This is a genomic window from Sphingomonas sp. EC-HK361 (genome assembly GCF_902498785.1).
Taxonomy (GTDB): domain Bacteria; phylum Pseudomonadota; class Alphaproteobacteria; order Sphingomonadales; family Sphingomonadaceae; genus Sphingomonas.
This window is the reverse complement of the sequence record NZ_LR701494.1, coordinates 26050-47947: the sequence shown is the minus strand read 5'-3', so window position 1 is coordinate 47947 and position 21898 is coordinate 26050. Positions and strand designations below refer to the sequence as shown.

Annotated in this window: 20 protein-coding genes and 1 tRNA gene; 10 read left to right on the top strand and 11 right to left on the bottom strand. The window is 67.0% G+C overall.

The genetic code is table 11. The annotated features are described in order from the left end of the window. Nucleotides 1-71: 71 nt before the first annotated feature. Nucleotides 72-1190 carry a DUF1176 domain-containing protein gene (locus BOS5A_RS07355; RefSeq protein ID WP_199857276.1) on the bottom strand — a complete coding sequence of 373 codons (1119 nt, stop codon included), beginning with the start codon at nt 1188-1190 and terminating at the stop codon, nt 72-74. Nucleotides 1191-1263: 73 nt separating this feature from the next. On the opposite strand from BOS5A_RS07355, the gene BOS5A_RS07350 reads away from it, so the two are divergent. Continuing rightward, entirely contained in the window at nt 1264-2133 is an 870-nt protein-coding gene (locus tag BOS5A_RS07350) for a 3-hydroxybutyryl-CoA dehydrogenase (protein ID WP_151954602.1), read from the top strand. Nucleotides 2134-2221: 88 nt separating this feature from the next. On the opposite strand, the gene msrA is transcribed toward BOS5A_RS07350, so the two are convergent. Further along, the gene (gene msrA, locus BOS5A_RS07345) at nt 2222-2764 is read right to left on the bottom strand and encodes a peptide-methionine (S)-S-oxide reductase MsrA (protein ID WP_151954601.1); all 543 of its coding nucleotides are present in this window, start codon (nt 2762-2764) and stop codon (nt 2222-2224) included. 67 nt (nt 2765-2831) lie between these two features. Between msrA and galE the strand changes: the two genes are divergently transcribed. Further along, nucleotides 2832-3827 carry a UDP-glucose 4-epimerase GalE gene (gene galE, locus BOS5A_RS07340; RefSeq protein WP_151954600.1) on the top strand — a complete coding sequence of 332 codons (996 nt, stop codon included), beginning with the start codon at nt 2832-2834 and terminating at the stop codon, nt 3825-3827. Next, nucleotides 3827-4660, top strand: coding sequence for an HpcH/HpaI aldolase/citrate lyase family protein (locus BOS5A_RS07335; protein WP_199857406.1), 834 nt, complete (start codon nt 3827-3829; stop codon nt 4658-4660). The genes galE and BOS5A_RS07335 overlap by 1 nt, the downstream gene beginning before the upstream one ends. A gap of 1 nt (nt 4661) precedes the next feature. On the opposite strand, the gene recG is transcribed toward BOS5A_RS07335, so the two are convergent. Next, nucleotides 4662-6716, bottom strand: a complete 2055-nt coding sequence (recG, locus tag BOS5A_RS07330; protein ID WP_151954599.1) for an ATP-dependent DNA helicase RecG — start codon at nt 6714-6716, stop codon at nt 4662-4664. Between the two features lie 158 nt (nt 6717-6874). On the opposite strand from recG, the gene BOS5A_RS07325 reads away from it, so the two are divergent. Further along, nucleotides 6875-7141, top strand: coding sequence for an FAD assembly factor SdhE (locus BOS5A_RS07325; protein WP_151954598.1), 267 nt, complete (start codon nt 6875-6877; stop codon nt 7139-7141). A 118-nt stretch (nt 7142-7259) separates the two neighbouring features. Beyond that, nucleotides 7260-10718, top strand: coding sequence for a transcription-repair coupling factor (gene mfd / locus BOS5A_RS07320; protein ID WP_151954597.1), 3459 nt, complete (start codon nt 7260-7262; stop codon nt 10716-10718). Between the two features lie 113 nt (nt 10719-10831). Here mfd and BOS5A_RS07315 read toward each other — a convergent pair whose 3' ends face one another. Both BOS5A_RS07315 and BOS5A_RS07310 read right to left on the bottom strand, forming a co-directional pair. Continuing rightward, complete coding sequence (locus BOS5A_RS07315) at nt 10832-11257, bottom strand: YybH family protein (protein ID WP_151954596.1); 426 nt, start codon at nt 11255-11257, stop codon at nt 10832-10834. Next, entirely contained in the window at nt 11254-12762 is a 1509-nt protein-coding gene (locus BOS5A_RS07310; protein ID WP_199857275.1) for a bifunctional diguanylate cyclase/phosphodiesterase, read from the bottom strand. Before BOS5A_RS07310 ends, BOS5A_RS07315 begins: the two co-directional genes overlap by 4 nt. A gap of 106 nt (nt 12763-12868) precedes the next feature. Between BOS5A_RS07310 and moaA the strand changes: the two genes are divergently transcribed. From moaA to BOS5A_RS07295, 3 genes are all read left to right on the top strand, one after another. Then, nucleotides 12869-13930 carry a GTP 3',8-cyclase MoaA gene (gene moaA / locus BOS5A_RS07305; RefSeq protein WP_151954594.1) on the top strand — a complete coding sequence of 354 codons (1062 nt, stop codon included), beginning with the start codon at nt 12869-12871 and terminating at the stop codon, nt 13928-13930. Next, a complete protein-coding gene (locus BOS5A_RS07300; protein WP_151954593.1) occupies nt 13927-14706 on the top strand; it encodes an NAD kinase in 780 nt (259 codons plus the stop codon). The genes moaA and BOS5A_RS07300 overlap by 4 nt, the downstream gene beginning before the upstream one ends. Nucleotides 14707-14768: 62 nt before the next feature. Further along, nucleotides 14769-14843, top strand: a tRNA-Asn gene (locus tag BOS5A_RS07295). A gap of 51 nt (nt 14844-14894) precedes the next feature. Here the strand turns inward: BOS5A_RS07295 and BOS5A_RS07290 are convergent. Beyond that, nucleotides 14895-15473 (bottom strand): class I SAM-dependent methyltransferase, encoded by a 579-nt coding sequence (locus BOS5A_RS07290; RefSeq protein WP_151954592.1) that lies wholly within the window; start codon nt 15471-15473, stop codon nt 14895-14897. A gap of 182 nt (nt 15474-15655) precedes the next feature. On the opposite strand from BOS5A_RS07290, the gene BOS5A_RS07285 reads away from it, so the two are divergent. After that, nucleotides 15656-16252, top strand: a complete 597-nt coding sequence (locus tag BOS5A_RS07285; protein ID WP_151954591.1) for a CC0125/CC1285 family lipoprotein — start codon at nt 15656-15658, stop codon at nt 16250-16252. 74 nt (nt 16253-16326) lie between these two features. On the opposite strand, the gene secA is transcribed toward BOS5A_RS07285, so the two are convergent. The 4 genes from secA to BOS5A_RS07265 all read right to left on the bottom strand — a co-directional run bounded on the left by secA (nt 16327) and on the right by BOS5A_RS07265 (nt 20155). Then, nucleotides 16327-19077, bottom strand: a complete 2751-nt coding sequence (gene secA, locus BOS5A_RS07280; protein WP_151954590.1) for a preprotein translocase subunit SecA — start codon at nt 19075-19077, stop codon at nt 16327-16329. A 110-nt stretch (nt 19078-19187) separates the two neighbouring features. After that, a complete protein-coding gene (locus BOS5A_RS07275; RefSeq protein ID WP_151954589.1) occupies nt 19188-19445 on the bottom strand; it encodes a hypothetical protein in 258 nt (85 codons plus the stop codon). Between the two features lie 49 nt (nt 19446-19494). After that, nucleotides 19495-19869: a type II toxin-antitoxin system VapC family toxin gene (locus BOS5A_RS07270; protein WP_199857274.1), complete on the bottom strand. Its 375-nt coding sequence runs from the start codon at nt 19867-19869 to the stop codon at nt 19495-19497. Further along, nucleotides 19853-20155 (bottom strand): type II toxin-antitoxin system Phd/YefM family antitoxin, encoded by a 303-nt coding sequence (locus BOS5A_RS07265; RefSeq protein ID WP_151954587.1) that lies wholly within the window; start codon nt 20153-20155, stop codon nt 19853-19855. Before BOS5A_RS07265 ends, BOS5A_RS07270 begins: the two co-directional genes overlap by 17 nt. 80 nt (nt 20156-20235) lie before the next feature. On the opposite strand from BOS5A_RS07265, the gene argJ reads away from it, so the two are divergent. After that, nucleotides 20236-21462, top strand: coding sequence for a bifunctional glutamate N-acetyltransferase/amino-acid acetyltransferase ArgJ (gene argJ / locus BOS5A_RS07260; protein WP_151954586.1), 1227 nt, complete (start codon nt 20236-20238; stop codon nt 21460-21462). 74 nt (nt 21463-21536) lie between these two features. On the opposite strand, the gene trxA is transcribed toward argJ, so the two are convergent. Continuing rightward, nucleotides 21537-21860: a thioredoxin TrxA gene (trxA, locus tag BOS5A_RS07255; RefSeq protein ID WP_151954585.1), complete on the bottom strand. Its 324-nt coding sequence runs from the start codon at nt 21858-21860 to the stop codon at nt 21537-21539. Nucleotides 21861-21898 lie beyond the last annotated feature (38 nt).

Genomic DNA, 21898 nt, shown 5'->3' with positions numbered 1-21898 from the left:
CTCGTCGTGCTCCCGCGAAGGCGGGAGTCCAGACTGGGTCCCCGCCTTCTCGGGGACACGAAGGACTTGCCCTACCTACGCACGACCTTTGCCCGCCACGTCGTGATGTAATCGATATTTCCCCGGCACTCGCCCATTTCGGTCTGCTTCGAAAGGCGAAACCGGGTGCCGTCCCAGACGAACTCCTGCGAAACCCCGCAGTCGCCGAGCCCTCGCCCCTTGGCGTAGCTCGACAGCACGCCCTTTGCGAAGTCGCCATTGATGACGCTGTGCACGGGCGTCTGCGAATCCGCGCCCGTCGCTTCGAATCCCGACGGGCTGTCGACCTGCGCCGGTGTGATCGCGACACCGTCGACGACGAACAGCGCGCCGATCAGGTTGTAGGCGCCGGTCGAGCACGGCAGGATCACCAGCGTCTTCCCGCCGCCAAGCGCGCCGAGAACGGGCTTCACGTCGACGCCGTCCGGCATCGCGCACGCGCCCGTTCGGTTCATCTCGGCGATTTGCGTCGCACTCGGGGTCACGGGCTTGCCCTCGGCCTTTACCGCGAGGATCGTCGGCGGAGATGGCGCTATCGTCGTGTCCGGCTTGCCGCCCCGCGCGACGATCGCGCTCTGCGTTCCGGCCCGCCCCTGCGCCGCGTCGATATAGCGTAGCGCCGCCGACGCGCCTTTCAGCGACACGCGGCCGATCCGCCCGGCCTTGCCCATCACGTCCATCGTCGTGCCGTTGGTCATCGCCCGCGCGAGCGCCACCGCGTCAGCACCCCTCACCCGGCCATCGGCCGCCGTGCCCGCGATCCGCTTACCGTCGATCAGGATCGCCGCCGGCGCGATATTATCCTCACGCGGAGAGGCCGAGACGGTGATCCCACCCGGCTCCCCCGCTTCCCGCAACAGCGCGACGGTCACCGCTCCGTCGAAATCCCCCTCGGGCAGCAGCGATCCCACCTGGCAGGTCAGCACATTGTCGCACCCTACCGTCCAGTCGCCGAAGGTCTTAAGCATGCCCGGCTTCGGCGTCGCGCGGGAATCCGTCGGGGCCGCTGCCACCGGCGTCGCCGGTGACGACGCGGGTGACGATGGGGCGCTGGTCGCCGCGACCACGTTGAACGCCGCTGCGTTGTCACTGCCGCGGTCGTCCCCGCAAGCGACCAGCGCAAGGCACCCCATCAAGCCGACGACCCGCATATTTCTCTCCTTTTGCGCCAGCCTAACCAAGCGGCTAGGAGGCCGCCAGTCACGGATTTCAGGAAGATTGGCCATGCAGACGATCGGCGTCATCGGCGCGGGACAGATGGGCGCGGGGATCGCGCAGGTTTCGGCGCAGGCGGGCTATCGCGTGCTCCTCACCGATGTGTCGCTGGAGCGTGCCGAGGCGGGCAAGGCGGGGATCGCGAAGCAACTCGCCCGCGCGGTCGAGAAGGAGAAGATCGACGCGACCGCGCGCGATGCGGCGCTCGCGCGGATCGAAGCCGTCGAGGGCGTAAGCGCAATGGCATCCGCCGAACTCGTCATCGAGGCGGCGACCGAGCGCGAGGAGATCAAGCGCGCGATCTTCGCCGATATCGGCAAGGTGCTGGGCGCGGAGGCGGTGCTGGCATCGAACACGTCGTCCATCCCGATCACCCGGCTGGCGCAGGCGACGCCCGATCCGGCGCGCTTCGTCGGCGTTCACTTCTTCAACCCCGTGCCGGTCATGGGGCTGATCGAGCTGATCCGCGGGCTTGCCACCTCGGATTCGACGGTGGCGATCGTCGAGGATTATGCGAAGGCGCTCGGCAAGCGCGTGGTGCGGGCGAACGATGCGCCGGGCTTCATCGTCAACCGCGTTTTGATGCCGATGCTGAACGAGGCATGCTTCGCGCTGGGCGAGAGGGTGGCGACGATCCCCGATATCGACGCGGCGTGCCAGCTGGGCCTGAACCATCCGATGGGGCCGCTGACGCTGGCGGATTTCATCGGGCTGGATACGTGCCTGGAAATCACCCGCGTTCTGTTCGAGGGGACCGGCGACCCGAAGTTCCGGCCGGCGCCGCTGCTGGTGAAATATGTCGAGGCGGGGTGGTTCGGCCGCAAGACCAAGCGCGGGTTCTACGACTATTCCGGGGATACGCCCGTCCCGACGCGGTAGCAGCCGACAGTATTCCCGCGTAGGCGGGAATCCAGAGTCGCGAGAGTTGCGCTTCGTTACTCTGGATTCCCGCCTTCGCGGGAATACGTTACGCCTCCACCGCGGCCTTCGACCTTGCCGCGAAGCTCTTCCTGAGCTTCTGCAATTTCGGCGGGATCACCGCCATGCAATAGGGGTTCGACCGACCCGAGGTTTCCCAGTAATCCTGGTGATACCCTTCCGCCGGATACCATTCCGCCAAGTCCTCGATCGTCGTCACGATTGGCTGCGAATGATCTGTCTGAGCCCGCGCGATCGCCTCATTCGCCTGTTCTTCCTGCATCACCGTCGTCGGGAAGATCGCCGAGCGATACTGCGTGCCGACATCATTGCCCTGCCGGTTCAGCTGGGTCGGGTCGTGCGTCGCGAAGAAGATGTCGAGCAGGTCGCCGTAAGACAGCTGTTCGGGATCGAAGCCGATACGGATCGCCTCGGCATGGCCGGTGTCGCCGCCGCACACCTGCTTGTAGGTCGGGTTAGCGACATGGCCCCCAATATAGCCGCTCTCGACGCTTTCCACGCCGATCACGTCCTTGAACACCGCCTCGGTGCACCAGAAGCATCCACCCGCCACAATCGCATAGTCGGTCATCGCAGTCTCCTTTGCCCGAAAGATAGGAAGCCGCTAACGCGAGCGGAATAGCTGGAGCGCGCGTGACATGATCGACGGCAAGGTGATGGTGACGGGCGGGGCCGGCTATATCGGCAGCCACGCGGTGCTGGCGCTGTGTGATGCAGGCTATCAGGTCGTCGTTATCGACAATCTCGTCACCGGATTCGACTGGGCGGTCGATTCTCGCGCGACGCTGGTCGAGATGGCGGTAGAGGACTCGCGCGTCGCGGAGGTGATCCGCGAACACCGCGTGCGCGCCGTGATGCACTTTGCCGGATCGGTCGTGGTGCCGGAATCGGTCAGCGATCCGCTGAAATATTACCGGAACAACGCCGCCGCCTCGCGGTCGCTGATCGAAAGCGCGGTCGCGGGCGGCGTGCCGCACTTCATCTTTTCCTCCACTGCCGCGACCTACGGCACGCCCGACCGCGTGCCCATCGCCGAGGGTGATCCGACCGTGCCGATCAACCCCTACGGGATGTCGAAGCTGATGACCGAGGCAATGCTGCGTGATGTCGCGGCCGCGCATCCGATGAACTACGCGGCGCTGCGCTATTTCAACGTGGCGGGCGCCGATCCGCAGGCACGCTCGGGCCAGTCGACGGTCGGCGCGACCCATCTCATCAAGATCGCGGTCGAGGCGGCGACGGGCAAGCGCGACGCGGTCGGCGTCTACGGCACCGATTTCGACACCCCCGACGGCACCGGCGTGCGCGACTATATCCATGTGTCGGATCTTGCCGCAGCGCACGTCGCGGCGCTGGAGCTGCTCGTCGCGGAACCGGCGAAGAGCCACACGCTCAACGCCGGCTATGGCCGCGGCTTCTCGGTTCTCGAGGTGCTCGACGCGGTCGATCGGGTCACCAACCGCACGATAGAGCGCCGTCTGGAAGGCCGCCGCGCTGGCGATCCCGCGATGCTCGTCGCCGACAATGCCGCGATCCTCGCGACGCTCGACTGGCGACCCGAGCGCGACGACCTCGACGGGATCGTCCGCGACGCGCTCGCCTGGGAACGCAAACTCGCGGAGATGGGGCGGTGATCGGCCGGCTGCGCTCGCTGCTGTTCGTGCCGGGCGACCGGCCGGAACGGATGGAAAAGGCGCTGGGCCTCGGTGCCGACGCGCTGATCCTCGATCTCGAGGATTCGGTCGCGCCGGAGAAAAAGGCGGAGGCGCGCGGCGCGGTCGTCCGCTTTCTCAGCGAACGGATCGGTGACGTCGCGATCTTCGTGCGGATCAACCCCGTGACGAGCGACGAAGCGGCAGAGGATATCGCCGCGCTGTCGGGGGTGCCGATCGACGGCATCGTCCTGCCCAAGGCGGAAGGTGCCGCCTCGGTCGAGGCACTGATGACGCGGCTCCCCGGCGACTATTGCGTCCTGCCCGTCGCGACGGAAACGCCCGCTGCGATCTTCGAGCTCGGCAGCTACCGCCTTGTCGGCTCCCGGCTCGCGGGGCTGACCTGGGGGGCGGAGGATCTGCCCGCCGCGATCGGCGCGGCCTCCGCGCGCGAGGCCGATGGCCGCTACACGGCACCCTACGAGATGGTCCGGTCACTGACCCTCTTCGGCGCGCACGCCGCCGCCGTGCCCGCGATCGAGACGGTCTATCCCGATTTCCGCGATACCGATGGCCTTGCCGCCTATGCCGCGCGCGGGCGGCGTGACGGCTTTACCGGCATGATGGCGATCCACCCAAGCCAGATCGCAGTCATCAACGCCGCCTTCACGCCCTCGGCAGAAGAGCTCGCGCACGCACAGGCGGTGGTCGACCTGTTCGCCGCCAATCCCGGCGCGGGCGCGCTGCAGCTCGACGGAAAGATGGTGGACGCGCCGCATCTGAAAGCAGCCCAGCGGCTGCTCGCGTCGGCTTAGCTCAACCCGACCGCAAGAGCGCGACACCGGCGTCGCGCTCGAACAGATAGAGCGCCGTCCGCGCCGCCTGCCCGCGCGGCCCCTCCAGCCCGCCGTCGCGGTCGATCAGCAGCCGCGCATCGTCGGTCGCCGCGGGCAGGAGTTCCGTCAGGATTTCCGGCGTCGCAAGTCGAAACGCCGCCTCGCCCGACTGGCGCGTGCCGAGAATCTCCCCGCCGCCGCGCAGGCGCAAATCCTCCTCGGCGATGCGGAAGCCGTCATTCGTCTCGCGCATCAGCGCGAGCCGCGCGCGCGAGGTTTCCGACAGCGCGCTCCCACGGATGAGCAGGCACATCGATTGCCCGCCACCGCGCCCGACCCGGCCACGCAACTGATGAAGCTGGGCAAGCCCGAAGCGATCGGCGTGCTCGATCACGATCAGCGTCGCGTTGGGCACGTTGACCCCCACCTCGATCACCGTCGTCGCGACGAGCACCCCGGTGCGCGCCGACGCGAACGCCTCGACCGCGGCATCCTTTTCCACCGGCCGCATCCGGCCGTGGACGAGACCGACACGCTCCGCCCCGAACCGCGCGGCGAGCATCGCGGCCCGCGCCGCCGCCGCCGCCATGTCCGATTTCTCGCTCTCCTCCACCAGCGGGCAGACCCAATAGGCCTGCTTTCCCTCCGCCAGATGGCGGCCGAGCGCGTTGACGACCTCGTCGAGGCGATCCTCCGAGATCACGCGCGTTTCCACCGGCTCGCGCCCCGGCGGCATCTCGTCGAGGCGGCTCTGATCCATCTCGCCATATTGGGCGAGCGTCAGCGTACGCGGGATCGGGGTCGCGGTCATCGCGAGCAAATGCGGCGGGCGCTGGCCCTTCGCCTGCAGCAGCATCCGCTGCGCGACGCCGAAACGGTGCTGCTCGTCGACGATGACGAGGCCGAGATCGCGATAGGTGACCGCCTCCTGAAAGATCGCATGGGTGCCGATCAGGATGTCGATCTCGCCCGACGCCAGCCCCATCAGCGTCGATTCGCGCGCGCGGCCCTTGTCGCGGCCGGTGAGGACGGCGATGTTGACCGGCAGTCCGCCAAGCAGCGCCCGCAGCGTGTCGTAATGCTGGCGCGCGAGAATTTCGGTCGGCGCAAGAAACGCGCCCTGCGCGCCAGCCTCGACCGCGATCAGCAGCGCCTCGGCGGCGACAACCGTCTTGCCCGAACCGACATCGCCCTGGAGCAACCGCAGCATCGGCGCGTCCTGCGCCAGATCGCCCTCGATCTCACGGATCGTGCGCGCCTGCGCCCCGGTGAGCGGATAGGGGAGCGTCACCCGGTTGCGCAGCCGCCCATCGCCTTTCAGCGCCCGCCCGCGACGCTTTCGGGTGTCCGCCCGCACGATCATCAGCGCGAGCTGGTTCGCGAACAGTTCGTCATAAGCGAGCCGCTCGCGTGCCTTCGCGTCGGCGGGGTCGGCGTGGATCGCGGCAAGCGCGGCGAGCCAGCCCGGCCAGCCATGCTTTGCTTTCAAGCCCGGCTCGATCCATTCGGGAAGGTCGGGCGCGCGGGCGATCGCCTGTTCGGCGAGCGCAGCGACACGGCGCGAGGTGATGCCTTCGGACAGCGGGTAGATCGCCTCGCGCTCGCGCAGCGCGCCCTCCTCCAACTGCTCGGGATGGATGATCTGGAGTTCCTGCCCATACATCTCGAGCTTGCCCGAGACGCGGATCGGCTCGCCAAGCGGATAGAGCTTCCGCACCCAGCCCGACGAGCCGCCGAAATGGACGAGGCTGACGTGATTGCCCGCCGCATCGAAGGCGTTGACGCGGGTCGGTCCGCGGGCAGAGCTGGAGGTCCTGATGTCGCGCGGGGTCAGGGTGATCGCGATCGTGCGCCCGGCATCCGCCGCATCAAGCTCGGTGCGCGGCAGACGATCGATCCACCCGCTCGGCAGATGGAAGGCGACATCGACGACGCGCGCGAGTCCCAGCCGTTCCAGCGGCTTGGCGAGCGCTGGCCCAACGCCCTTGAGCGCCGCGACCTCTGCGAAGAGTGGATTGAGGATATCGGGTCGCATGCCTATCTGTGCGCGAACACTCCGTTCGGGCTGAGCGTGTCGAAGCCCCGTTCTTCGCTTCGGTAGGAGAAAAGACGGCCCTTCGACAAGCTCAGGGCGAACGGAGAAGATTGATCCTCGCGCCAATCGGCGACGGGGCGTTTGCCTATGGAGCCGTGATGGACCGCGAGACCCGACTGAAGCGCCTGCACTTTCGCGCCCACCACCGTGGCACGCGCGAGGCCGACATGATGATCGGCGGGTATTTCGACGCGTATTCCGCAGGCTGGTCGGCGAACGAGATCGATCTGTTCGAAGCGCTGCTGGAAGAGCAGGACGTCGATATCATGGCCTGGGCGCTCGGCACGCAATCGGTCCCGGCGCGTTGGGAGGGGTCGATGATGCAGGCGATGCGGGATATCGATTACGTGGCGGTGGCGAAGTAGCGGCCGAAGTCTTTGAAGCCATTTGTATTCCCGCGAAGGCGGGAATCCAGCCTGGGCTCCCGCCTTCGCGAGAGCACATTTTGACCTAGGCCTCTCGCGTACGTTCGCAGGAACCTCCATGCCCGACCTGAAGACCATCCTCGCCGCCAAGGCCCCGCTGACCCTTTCGGGCGTAACAAACGGCTTCCTGCCCCCGCTCCTCGCCGATCTCGCGCGTGCCGCGACGACGCGGGCAGTGTTCATCGCCCCCGACGAGAACGCGATGCGCGCCATCGCCGCGACCGCACCGTATTTCGCGCCCGAGCTGGAGGTCGTCACCTTTCCGGCCTGGGACTGCCTGCCCTACGATCGCGCGTCGCCGACGCTGCGGGTGATGGCAGAGCGAGTTGCCGCGCTCCACCGGCTGCAGGCGAAGGCGACGCGTCCGCAGCTCGTCGTCACCACCGCCAATGCGGCTGCGCAGCGCGTGCTGACCCCGTTCCGCATCCGTCAGCTCGTGGCGAAGCTCGCGCCGGGCGAGCGGATCGGGCGTGACACGCTCGGCGCGCTGCTGCAGGCGAACGGCTATGTCCGCACCGATACCGTCCACGACGCGGGCGAATATGCAGTGCGCGGCGGCATCGTCGATCTGTTCCCGAGCGGGGAGGAACAGGCGCTGCGGCTCGACTTTTTCGGCGACGAGATCGAGAGCGTGCGCACCTTCGCGCCCGAGGATCAGCGCACGACGGGCCGCATCGACGGGTTCACCCTGCTACCGGCGTCCGAAGCGCTGCTCGATGACGAATCGATCAAGCGTTTCCGCGCGCGCTACCGCGACCGCTTCGGCGCGACCGCGACCGGCGACCCGCTCTACCAGGCGGTGAGCGAAGGGCGGCGGCTGGCGGGGATGGAGCATTGGCTGCCGCTGTTCGAGGACAAGCTGTCCACGTTCTTCGACCATCTGGGAGAAGGTGCCATCGTCGTGCGCGATTCGGGCGTCGCGGCGGCCGCCGAGCAACGTTTCGAAGCGATCGCCGATTATTACGAGAACCGCATGCGCGCGGAGGGATCGCAGCCAGGAAGCTATCGCCCGCTGTCCGCCGCGTCGCTCTATCTCGACCCAGCGGAGTGGGCCGCAGGGCTTGCCGCCGCGCCCGCGCATCTCGTCAGCCCGTTTCACGAGCCCGAAAGCGCGACCGTCCTCGATTTCGATGTCGATGGCCCGCGCGATTTCGCGCCCGAGCGCGCGAACGCAGCGAACGTCTATGAGGCGGTCGTCGATCACATCGGCAAGCTGCGCAAGGACAAGCGCAAGGCCATTCTCGCCAGCTATTCGGTCGGCGCGCGCGATCGGCTCGCAAACCTGCTGAACGATCACGGCCTGACCGGCGCGAAGGCGGTCGAGACGTGGCAGGAGGCGCTCGGCGTCGGCGAAACGCAGACGGCGCTCATCGTCCTGCCGCTCGACCACGGCTTCACCGCGCCCGGAATTGCGCTGCTGACCGAGCAGGACATGCTCGGCGACCGGCTGATCCGCCGCGCCAAGCGACGCAAGTCGGCCGACGCGTTTCTCGCCGAGCTCGCGACGCTGTCGCCGGGCGATCTCGTCGTGCATGTCGATCACGGCATCGGCCGCTATATCGGGCTGACCCAGATTCCGGTCGCCAAGGCGCCGCACGACTGTGTCGCGCTGGAATATGCGGGCGGCGACAAGCTCTACGTGCCGGTCGAGAATCTCGAGGTCCTGTCGCGCTACGGATCGGGCGAGGACGGCGCGGCGCTCGACCGTCTCGGCGGCGAGGCGTGGCAGCGGCGCAAGAGCCGCATGAAGGAACGCATCCGCGAGATCGCGGGTGAGCTGATCGCGGTCGCCGCCGAACGCGCGCTGCGCGAGGGGCAGGTCGCGGAACCGGATCACAGCGGTTACCCCAGTTTCGTCGATCGTTTCCCGTATGAGGAAACCGACGATCAGGACCGCGCGATCGGCGATGTGCTCGGCGATCTCGGCGCGGGCAAGCCGATGGACCGGCTCGTCGTCGGCGATGTCGGCTTCGGCAAGACCGAGGTCGCGCTGCGGGCGGCCTATGTCGCGGCGATGGCGGGGATGCAGGTCGCAGTCGTCTGCCCGACGACGCTGCTCGCGCGCCAGCACGCGATCAACTTCTCGAGCCGGTTCGAGGGGTTTCCGATCGAGATCGGGCGGCTGTCGCGGCTCGTCGGTGCAGCGGAGGCGAAACAGGTCAAGGACGGTCTGGCAAACGGCAGCATCGACATCGTCGTCGGCACTCACGCACTGCTCGCCAAGGGCGTCGACTTCAAGCGCCTCGGCCTCGTCATCGTCGATGAGGAACAGCGGTTCGGGGTGACGCACAAGGAGCGGCTGAAGGCGCTGAAGGCGGACGTCCATGTCCTAACGCTCACCGCGACGCCGATCCCGCGCACGCTGCAGATGGCGATGTCGGGCCTGCGCGAGCTCTCGGTGATCCAGACCCCGCCGGTCGATCGCCTCGCGGTGCGCACCTATGTGATGCCGTGGGATCCCGTGGTGCTGCGCGAGGCACTGCTGCGCGAACATTATCGCGGCGGGCAGAGCTTCCTCGTGACGCCGCGCATCGCCGACCTGCCCGATATCGAGGAGTATCTGCGCAAGGACGTGCCGGAGATCCGCTACGTCATCGCGCACGGCCAGATGGCGCCGGCGCAGGTCGAGGAACGGATGAGCGCATTCTACGACAAGCAGTTCGAGGTGCTCGTCTCGACCAGCATCATCGAAAGCGGGATCGACATCCCGAGCGCCAACACGATCATCGTCAACCGCGCCGACCGCTTCGGCCTCGCCCAGCTCTATCAGCTGCGCGGGCGGGTCGGGCGATCGAAGACCCGCGCCTACGCCTATATGGTGACCCCGCCGGAGCGACAGATGACCGACACCGCAGAGAAGCGGCTGAAGGTGCTGAGCGACCTCGATTCGCTGGGGGCCGGCTTCCAGCTGGCGAGCCACGATCTCGACATTCGCGGCGCGGGCAACCTGCTGGGCGATGAGCAGTCCGGGCATATCCGCGAGGTCGGCTACGAACTCTACCAGGCGATGCTGGAGGAGGCGATCATGGACGCCAAGGCCGGCGGCGCGTTCCAGCGCCCGCGCGACTTCTCCCCCCAGATCACCGTCGATGCGCCGATCCTGATCCCGGAAGAGTATGTCCCCGATCTCGACCTTCGCATGGGGCTCTACCGCCGCCTGAACGAGCTCGACGACCGCCGCGAGATCGATGCGTTCGCTGCCGAGATGATCGACCGGTTCGGCCCGCTGCCCGACGCGACCGACAATCTGGTCAAGGTCATCGAGATCAAGCTGAACGCTAAGATTGCGTGCGTCGCGAAGATCGACGTCGGACCCAAGGGCGCCCTCGTCGCCTTCCACGACGACAAGCCGCCGAACATCGACGGGCTGCTCGCCTATGTGGAAAGGCTGGGCGGCATCGCGAAGCTGCGCCCGGATTCGAAGCTGGCGCTGACGCGGAACTGGCCGGACCCGCAGGCGCGGCTGAACGGCGCGCTGCAATTGTCGAAGGGGCTGGCGAAGGCGGCGGGGTCCTGACTCCCCTCCCTGGAAGGGAGGGGCCGGGGGTGGGTTGCTCTCCGGTTGGCTCAGCGTTTGTGGAAGCCCACCCACCCCTCCCCTCCCTTCCAGGGAGGGGAGTATTCTCGCTCCTAGCTGCTGTGATCCGAAATGATCCGCCAGCCCTCTTTCCGCCGCTCGAACAAGAGCGTCGTCAGCCCGGTTTCGGTCTTCGCTCCCGTCAGCGTCCAGCGCGCGACGAAGAGCATGTGCACGGGGCTCAAAGTTCGCCACGCGACGGGCTGAAACGCGAGCCGCCCGCGCGTGTTCGTGCCGTTCGCGAAGCTCTTCGCATAACGCGCGGCGATTGCGTCGCGCCCTCGCGCGATCTCGTTACCCGCGGCGTAGATGGCGTCCGAGGCATACACCGCAACGAAGGCATCGAGATTCCCGCCGTTCCAGCCGGCGGCGCTTTTCGCCATTTCCGCCGTGATCGCCTGCTGCGCCGATTGCGCCTGCGCGGCCGCGGGCGTCGCCGCCACAATCACGACCGCTGTCGCCGCCAGAATATGCCTCATCGCCCCTCCACCAGATCGACCAGCGCCGCGCCGGTCAGCGGCGGCGCGCAGAGATAGCCCTGATACAGCGTGCAACCCTCCGCCGCGAGCAGATCGCGCTGGCGCGCATCCTCCACCCCTTCCGCGATCGTCTCCAGCCCCAGCGAACGCGCCATCGCGATGACCCCGCGCACCACCACCCGGTCGCGGTCGGAGCCGGCGATGTCGACGGTCAGGCTGCGATCGATCTTCAGATAGTCGAGCGGCAGCGCTTTCAGATAGGCGAGGCTGGAATAGCCCGTCCCGAAATCGTCGATCGCGACGTGGCACCCCGCGCCGCGAAGATGCGACAGCAGGCGCGCGGCCGAATTGAGCTCGGCGATCAGCCCGCTTTCGGTGATCTCGACCGTCAATCGCCCGCGCGCGAAGCCGCTGGCATCCACCTGCGCGAGCAGCCTCGGCGCGAAGTCGCTGCGGGCAAGATCGGCCGCCGTCACGTTGATCGACAGCCGGAGCCGCGCGAGCGATTCGGGCCACGCCGCCGCCGCCGCGATGGCCGCCGCCTGGACATGCTCCGACAGCGGCAGCGCAACGTCCGCGCGCTCAGCCGCGGCGAACAGCAGTTCGGCACCGATCTCGCCGCGGGTCGGGTGCGCCCAGCGCGCCAGCGCCTCCACTCCGCTGATCGCTCCGGTCGCGATCACGACCTGCGGCTGGAAGAGGACGCCGATCTCGCCATTCTCGATCGCGCGGTGGACGTCGATCGCGAGCTGCTCGACAAGCACCGATCCGGTCAGCGGCGACGCCGACGGCTCCTCGATCCGCAACCGCAGATGCCGCAGCGTGTCCGCCACATCGCCCTGCACGACGGGAAGCACCGCGACTCGGCTGCCGAGCAGAATCGCGGTGCGATCGATATCGAACGGCTCCGCCAGCGCCTGCTCGATCGCGTCGTCGCTCGCCCCGGCCGGGTCTGGCCAGGCGATCAGCACCTCCGCCCCGTCGAGCCGCTCAACCTGCGCACCCGGCCCGACCACGCTCCGCAGCCGCGCCAGCACGCTCTCCAGCAGCCGGTCGCCGCGTGCACGGCCATAGGCGGCGTTCACGACATCGAACCGGGTCAGCGCGATGAGCGCCAGCGCCACCGGGCGCGCCGCCGTGACCCACGCCGGCACCACCTCGCTCTCCCCCCGGCGGCGCGCGGGCGAGGGCAGGTCGCGCAGGCGGCGGACGTGGCGCACCGCCAGCCGCAGTGTGCGCGCGACCTCGGCCGGATCGGCGTTCGCGCTCACGACATGCGTCGCCCCCGCCTCGATCGCGGCATCCGCGTCATCGGCGCCGACGATCGCAACAAGCGCCTGGCGCCGTTGCCGGGCCTCGTCCGCCGCATCCTCGACCGCCATGATCGTCGTGACCACGATCACCGCACCGTCATCAGCAATCCGCAACCCCGCCTGCAGCGCCGCCGCCGCGATGCCCGGCGCGTCACCGTGGATCGAAACGGCGTCCGGCGCGTCTGTCTGCATGTGTTCCTGTCGCTCCCCCACACGCATCGCTGTAGCCCGAGCCGCAGCCGGCGCAAATGCCGCGTGGCCCTTCACATCGCCGGCGTGACGTCCTAGCTCGGCACAGATGGCCGACGCCCCCGCACCCCGCGACGTTTTACCCCCGGAGGCTTTGCTGTCGCCGCCGTCCGGGCTCGTCGACGGCTTCGGACGGGCAATCCGCTATCTGCGCATTTCCGTGACCGATCGCTGCGACCTGCGCTGCCGCTATTGCATGGCGAAGCAGATGACCTTCCTTCCGCGCGCGGCGCTGCTGAGCCTGGACGAACTGGCGATCATCACCGAACGCTTCATCGCCCGCGGGGTGCGCAAGGTGCGCATGTCGGGCGGCGAACCGCTCGTGCGGCGCGATGTCATCGACCTCGCGCGGCGCCTCGGCCGCCATGTCGGCGCTAATGGTCCGCAAGGGGGCCTCGACGAGCTGACGATGACGACCAACGCGACCCGGTTGGCGGACCATGCGGGCGCGCTGTTCGATGCCGGCATGCGGCGGATCAACGTCAGCCTCGACAGCCTCGACGCCGGGACATTCCGCTTCATCACGCGCCACGGCGATCTCGATCAGGTCCTCGGCGGCATCGCCGCGGCACGCGACGCGGGGCTTGCGGTCAAGATCAACATGGTCGCGCTGAAGGGCCTGAACGACGACGCCATCGCCGACATGCTGCGTTGGTGCATCGCCGAGGGTCACGACCTGACCCTCATCGAGACGATGCCGCTCGGCGCCATCGATGAGGATCGCGCGGATCGGTTCGTGCCGCTGACCGCCGTCTTCGACGACCTCTCCGCGCTGTTTCCGCTGGTGCGCGACGACAGCAGCACCGGCGGTCCGGCACGATACTGGCGCGTGGAGGGGACCAGGACGCGGCTGGGGCTGATCTCGCCCCTTACCAACAATTTCTGCGACGGCTGCAACCGCGTCCGGCTGACGACGGAGGGCAAGCTTCACGCCTGCCTGGGGCATGAGGAGGCGGTCGATCTGAAGGCCGCGCTGCGCCAAGGCGGCGTCGCCGGGCTCGATGCAGCAATCGACTCGGCGGTCGCAACGAAACCGCGCGCGCACGATTTCCGCATCGGCGCCGGGGAGGCGCCGGCCGTCAGCCGCCACATGAGCGTGACTGGCGGATGACCCTCTACCCACGGCGCGCGCTCGTCAGTTCACCGACCCCGCCGGCGCAGGCGGCCGCAAACGCGCTCGCCGACGCATATGACTGGGTCGATATCGAGAAGGCCGACGTCATCATCGCGCTCGGCGGCGACGGTTTCCTGCTCCAGACGCTCCACACGATGCTCGAATGGCGCAAACCTGCGGTGCCAGTATTCGGCATGAACCTCGGCACCGTCGGCTTCCTGATGAACGAATGGCGCCCGCACGACATCGACAGTCGGCTGGAGCGCGCGAAGGCGTTCAAGGTCACGCCGCTGCTGATGACCGCGACCGGGATCGACGGTCGCATTCACCGCCTCCCCGCGATCAACGAGGTGTCGCTGCTGCGCGAGACGCGGCAGACCGCCAAGATCGAGATCACCGTGAACGACCGCATCGTGCTGGAAGAACTGGCCTGTGACGGCATCCTCGTCGCGACCCCCGCCGGCTCGACCGCCTACAACCTCTCAGCGCAGGGACCGATCCTGCCGCTCGGCTCGGGCATGGTCGCGCTGACCCCGATCAGCCCGTTCCGCCCGCGGCGCTGGCGCGGGGCGATCCTGCCCGACAAGGCGCGGGTGTCCCTGCGCATCCTCGAACCCGACAAGCGGCCCGTCTCCGCCGTCGCGGACCAGCGCGAGATTCGCGACGTGGCGCAGGTCGATATCGCGATGGACCGCGCCCGCGAACTGACGCTGCTGTTCGACCCCGAACATGCGCTCGACGACCGGATCACGATGGAGCAGTTTCTGTCATAATCGGCCCACAATCTGGGTTGCATCCCGCCGCGCGCGGGCTATAGACGCGCCCTCGGCAACGATCCCTGATAGCTCAGCGGTAGAGCTCTCGACTGTTAATCGAGCGGCCGTAGGTTCGAATCCTACTCAGGGAGCCACCGAAGCGAACGCCGCGATGCGGTTGCGCTCATCGCCTTCTTTCCCGACAATCACGCAGTCTTGCGATACACCCAGACCCGCGCTGGGGGCACGTTGCGCCAGCTCGTCCCCGCCAGCCGCACGCCCAGGCCATTGCGGCGTTCGACAGGCGGGCGCAACCCATAGGAGAACTGCACGAACAGCCCGTGGCCGGGTAGCCGATCGAGCATGCCCTCGATCAGTTGTTGCCCGCGCTCGCCGGGAAAATTGCGCAGCGGAATCCCGGAAATCACCGCATCGAACGGCTCATCGCCTTCCAGATGCTTCAGATCGAAGGCGTCGCCCTGGATGACGGTGATGCCGGGGAACTTCTTCGCGATCGTCCGCGCGAAACGCGCATCGGCCTCGATCGCGACGATTCGGTCGGGCGCGATGCCGTGCGCGACGAGCGCGCGGGTGATCGATCCCGTGCCCGGCCCCAATTCCAGCACGCGGCCATGGCCGATCGAATCCACCTCCGCCGCCATCAGCCGGGCAAGCCGCGCCCCCGACGGCGCGATCGCGCCGACCGCGCGCGGGTTGCGCGCCAAGCGGGTCGCGAAGTGGAGCCAGTCCTTCATGCCCCCGTTCTTGATGCCTGCGTGCTTCATGCCGCGCGCTGGCTAGCGCCCCCGGCGCTTTGCCGCCAGCCCCCAAACACGCTCGAACCTGCCGCGACCGGGCGCCGCGACGAACCGTTGGTTGACGGAGCCAAGTCGTTCATCGCACGTTCCACTGGGGGACACTAAAACGCAGGAGCGTTTCGCCCCTCGGCGAACACGGAGACGGACAAATGAGAGCAAGTAAACTGGGTCGCGGTGCCGTCATCGCCGCACTGGCCGGAACGACGCTGCTGGTGTCGGCCTGCGCCACGGAAACCCCCTACCGCCCGGCGACGGGATCGGGCTTCAACCGCACCGGCTATAGCGAGCGGCAGGTCGAATCGAACCGGTTCCTGGTGACGTTTGCCGGCAATACGGTGACCGATCGCGACACGGTGGAGCGGTATCTGCTGTTCCGTGCGGCCGAACTGACGCTCCAGAACGGCTATGACTATTTCATCATGGTCCAGCGTGACACCGATCGTCAGGCGCAGACCTATTCGACGCCCGGTTTCGGCCCGCGCTATGGCTTTGGCGGGTTCTGGGGTCCCTCGTGGAATTTCTACGGTCGGCCTTATGGCTGGCGCCGGTTCGGTGGCGGCTTCGGTTATGGCGGCTTCGGCGGGTTCGGCTGGGACGATTTCGACGTCCGCACCGTCGATCGCTACGAAGCGAGCGCCGAGATCGTGATGCGCAAGGGCAATCCCGGCCCCGACAACGTCCGCGCCTTCAATGCGCGCGAAGTCGCCGACCGGATCGGACCGACGGTGGTGCTGCCCAAGCGGTAAAGCAACCAGCTTCGTCTTGTAGAAAAGGCCCCGCGGAGACGATCCGCGAGGCCTTTTTTCTCATGCCGCAGTCCTCATTCCACCGGCGCGCCGACCGCACCGTGGCAATGCTTGTATTTGCGCCCCGAACCACACGGGCACGGCGCATTGCGGCTAACCTGCCCGTCCCAGGTCGAGGGATCGGTGCCGAGATCCGACGCCTGCGGCTGTGGCATCTGGAGCGGCGGCAGCTGGGTCGTCACCCCCGAAAACGCGCCCGCGTCGAAATCGCGCGTGTCGTCCTCGCCCGAGAACGGATCGAAATGTGTGGTGATGAAGTCGGGAAGCTCGGGCAATTCCGGAACCGGCTGCATCTGGAACTGGGCGTGCCCGATCGTGCGCGTCACATCCTCGCGGATCGCATCGAGCATCCGCTGGAACAGCATGAACGCTTCCTGCTTGTATTCGTTGATCGGGGTCTTCTGCGCATAGGCACGCAGATGGACGACCTGGCGCAGCGCATCGAGCGTCGACAGGTGCTCCTTCCAGTGATGGTCGAGCGTCTGGAGCATGATCGACTTCTCGATCTGGCGCCACGTATCGGGCTCCAGCTCCGATTCCTTCTGCGCGACCATCGCGTCAGCCTCTGCCTTCACCCGCTCCAGCACGATTTCGGGATCGATCGATTCCTCGTCCAGCCACGCCTCGACCGGCGGCTCGATGTTGAGCAGTTCGGTTAGCTGTGCCTTCATGCCCGCCACGTCCCACTGTTCGGGATAGCTGCCGACCGGACACGCCTCGCCGACGACCGCGTTGACCGTCTCGGTGCGCATGTCCTCGACCACATCGCCGATCGTGTCCGCATCCATGATGTCGGCGCGCTGTTCGTAGATGACCTTGCGCTGATCGTTCATCACATCGTCATATTCGACGACCTGCTTGCGGATATCGTAGTTGCGCGCCTCGACCTTCTTCTGCGCGGTCTCGATGGCCTTTGACAGCCACTTCGACCCGATCGCCTCGCCGTCCTCGATGTTCGACCGCATCATCTTGGCGAACAGCGTATCCGGGCCGAAGATGCGCAGCAGATCGTCGTCGAGGCTGAGGTAGAAACGGCTGAGCCCCGGATCGCCCTGACGCCCCGAGCGGCCGCGCAGCTGGTTGTCGATGCGCCGGCTCTCGTGCCGCTCGGTGCCGAGCACGAACAGCCCGCCCGCCGCCAGCACCTCGGCCTTTTCGGCGGCGATTTCCTGACGGATGCGCTCGATCGCGGCATCGCGCTCCGGACCTTCAAGCAGATCGGCAAGCTCGTCGCCAACCCGAAATTCCAGATTGCCCCCCAGCTGGATGTCGGTGCCGCGACCCGCCATGTTGGTGGCGATCGTCACCACGCTCTTGCGGCCGGCCTGTGCGACGATGTGCGCCTCACGCTCGTGCTGGCGCGCGTTCAGCACCTCATGCTCGACACCCTCCTGGGTGAGGAATGCCGACAGCAGTTCCGACTTCTCGATGGACACGGTGCCGACGAGCACCGGCTGGCCCTGCTCCGCATGCGTGCGGATGCGCTTCGCGATCGCCGCGAACTTCTCCTCGGTCGACTTGTAGAACTCGTCCTCCTCATCGACGCGCTGCACCGGCACGTTCGTCGGGATGGTGACGACGTTCATCTTGTAGATATCGTAGAATTCCGCCGCCTCGGTCGCGGCGGTGCCGGTCATGCCCGAAAGCTTGGGATACATGCGGAAATAGTTCTGGAAGGTGATCGAGGCCATCGTCTGGTTCTCGGGCTCGATCGTCACGCCTTCCTTCGCCTCGACCGCCTGATGCAGGCCATCGGACCAGCGCCGCCCGTCCATCATGCGCCCGGTGAATTCGTCGATGATGACGACCTTGCCGTCCTTCACGATGTAATCCGTGTCGGCCTTGAACATCTTGTTCGCGCGGAGCGACTGGTTCAGGTGGTGGACGACCTGTGTATTCTCGAAATCATAGAGGTTCGTGCCCTGGAGCAGCCCCGCCGCCTCCAGCATCCGCTCGGCGCGCTCGGTGCCGGCTTCGGTCAGGATGATCGACTTCTGCTTCTCGTCCTTCTCGTAATCCTCCTCGCCGAACTGCTTCACGACCGCATCGACCTGCATGTAGAGATCGGACTTGTCGTCGGTGGGACCGGAAATGATGAGCGGCGTGCGCGCCTCGTCGATCAGCACCGAATCGACCTCGTCGACGATCGCCATCGCGAACGGGCGCTGGACCATCGACGCGCGATCATATTTCATGTTGTCGCGCAGATAATCGAAGCCGAATTCGTTGTTCGTGCCATAGGTGATGTCCGAATGATACGCGTCGCGGCGCTGCTCGTCGGTCAGGTTCGGGATGATCGTGCCGACCGTCAGGCCGAGGAAGCGGTAGACCTGCCCCATCCAGTCGGCGTCGCGCGCGGCAAGATAGTCGTTGACCGTGATGACGTGGACGCCCTGCCCCGGCAGCGCGTTCAGATAGGTGGCCAGCGTCGCAACGAGCGTCTTGCCCTCACCGGTGCGCATCTCGGCGATCTCGCCGCGGTGAAGGACGATGCCGCCGACCATCTGGACGTCGTAATGCCGCTGGCCGAGCACGCGGCTCGCCGCCTCGCGAACGGTCGCGAAGGCTTCGGGAAGAATCTGGTCGAGCGTCTCGCCCCCCGCCAGCCGTTCGCGGAACCGCCCGGTCTGCTGGGCAAGGTCCGCGTCCGACATCGCCTGGAGCGTGGGTTCGAAGCTCGCGATCTTCGCGAGCGTTGGGCTGAGCGACTTGACGTAACGATCGTTCGACGAGCCGAAGAGCGATTTGGCGATGCTGCCGAGCATGACGGTGGTGTCCTGATGGTCTGAACGCGCGGGCCTGCGTGAAAGCGGGCCGCGCCGATTGGGAGAAAATGTCACGAGGATCGCCGCAATTTCGGGCGACGGGCATCTCGCTACTCGCGCCGGCGGCTCGCATAAATCGGAGCAAACGGATTCACGAAAACCAGGACAAATGCGGTCGGGAACGCCTGCCGGGCAAGCGTCGGCAAAGACATTACAGGGCGAATGGTCTGTGTCCGCACGACCGTAGCGGCCGCAACTGCAGTCGCCCGCCGCTCCGCCACCGCCTGGACCGCCTGCCCATCCCGCACGCCGCCACCGACGCCGGTCAGCGCCGAAATCAGGGCAGAGAGAAGGAGCAGAAGGTTCATCGCAGGCGGGACATAGGAAGTCGGCGGCCTTCCGTCCAATCCAATTCGCTTACCAGATGACGCGCACGGGATACTGGCGGATCGTGGCGTCTGCCGTCACGATCGGCAGGTCCGAATGAACGGCAAAGGCGATTAGCATGCGGTCGACGGGATCGAGGTGCAGCAGTGGCAACAACCCGGCGATGACCGAGCATGCAGCTGGATAGTCCATGATCGACGCGCCCAGTTGCGTCGCGATTTCCGCAAATGGCAAGTCCGCACCGAAACGCCCGCGTCGATTGAGGTCGACGAACTCGTAGGCCGTCACCGCGCTGATGAGAACCTGCTGGTCCGGATCGAGGATAGCGTTTCGCGCCGCCTCACTCAGCCGGGGATCGCCAATCCCCACCCAGACCAGCGCATGGGTATCAAGCAGGATCGCCAAATTTCTTCCGATAATGCTCTTCCCACTCGGCATCCGACATCGTCATCGACCGGATATCGAATTGCGGCATCGTCTGGAATTTGTGGCGCCACATCCCGATAGCCGCGCGACGACCGGTCGCGATCCGCTCGCGCGCCTGCTGGCTTGCCTCGATGCCGCTGACCGGAATCAGCCGCACCTGCGGTTCGCCGGCCTTGGCAAGAACGACGTCTTCGCCGCGCACGGCCGCCGCGACCAGTTCGGACAATCGCGTCTTGGCTTCTCCGATGTTGACGTGAATCGTCATGGAACGAAGATGGCTTGGCCAACCCTCTTGGTCAAGCTTTCGGCCGTGACATTCGTCTTGGGCGGATTATGTCGCCCTGCATGCACACGTCCATCTCCCCGCTCGCCTTGCCCTTCCCCGAAATGCCAGCCATCGCGGGCGTGTCGGTTCGCGTCGCGCGCGCGCGATATAAGACCTGGGATCGGTGCGATCTGACCTTCGTGACGGTCGATCCCGGCACCGCGGTCGCGGGCGTGCTAACGCAGAGCAAATGCCCCTCTCCCGAAGTGGAGTGGTGCCGCAAGGCGCTGGTTCTGGGCGAGGCGCGCGCGCTCGTCGTCAACGCGGGCAATTCGAACGCCTTTACCGGCAGCCGCGGGCGGGCAGCGGTGGAGGCGATCGCGGCGCGGACGGCGGGGCATCTCGGGTGCAAGCCTTCCGATGTGTTCGTCGCCTCTACAGGGGTGATCGGCGTGCCGCTGCCGATCGACAAGGCCGAAGCCGGGCTTGATGCGGCGTTCACCGCCGACCCCGCCGACTGGCGCGCGGCGGCGGAGACGATCGGGACGACCGACACCTATCCCAAGGGCGCGGTGACCACTGCGGTCGTCGACGGGCGCACGGTGACGCTCGCCGGCATCATCAAGGGATCGGGGATGATCGCGCCGGATATGGCCACGATGCTTGGCTTCATCTTCACCGATGCGGCGGTGGAGGCGGACTGGCTCCAGCGCGCGCTGCTCTCCGCCAACGCGCCGAGCTTCTCGTGCATCACGGTGGACGGCGACACCTCGACCAGCGACACCGTGCTCGCCTTCGCGACCGGCAAGGCGGGCAACGTGCCGCTTACCGATGATGACAGCCCCGGCGCCGATGCCTTCCGCTCGGCGCTGAACGACCTGTGCCGCCAGCTCGCGATGCTCGTGGTGCGCGACGGCGAGGGCGCGACGAAGCTGATCGAGATTGCTGTGACCGGCGCCGAGAGCGACCGATCGGCCCACCGCATCGCGATGAGCATCGCGAACTCGCCGCTGGTGAAGACCGCGATCGCGGGCGAGGACGCGAATTGGGGCCGTGTTGTCATGGCGGTCGGTAAGGCAGGCGAGCCGGCCGAGCGCGACAGCCTGTCGATCCGCTTCGGCGATACGGAGGTCGCACGCGACGGTCTGGCGGTCGAAGGCTATGATGAGGCGCCAGTCTCCGCCCATCTGAAGGGCAAAGAGATCGAAATCGGGGTCGATCTTGGGCTGGGCGATGGCCGCGCGACCGTTTGGACGTGCGACCTGACCCACGGCTACATCTCGATCAACGCCGATTACCGAAGCTAGCGCGGGCACCCACACACGCAGGCCGGAATCCGTCGATCAGATCCCGGCCTCCCATGCCATCAACCGTAAAGTCGTTAAGCCAGCGCGTCCTCGAGCCACGCCTTGATCCGGCCCTTCGGCTCCGCGCCGACCTTGGTCGCGGCAGGCGCGCCGCCCTTGAACAGGATCATCGTCGGGATGCCGCGCACGCCGTATTTGCCCGGCGCGTCGGGGTTTTCGTCGATGTTGATCTTGGCGATCGTCACCTGCTCGCCGAGTTCGTCGGACAGCTCCTCCAGGCTCGGCCCGATCATCTTGCACGGCCCGCACCACTCCGCCCAGAAATCGACGAGCACCGGCTTGTCGGCGCCGAGCACGTCGGCATCGAAACTGGAATCGGTGATCTTCTTGGTGGCCATCGGAAAATTCTCCTTGCTTGAAGGGCAATCTAGGGATG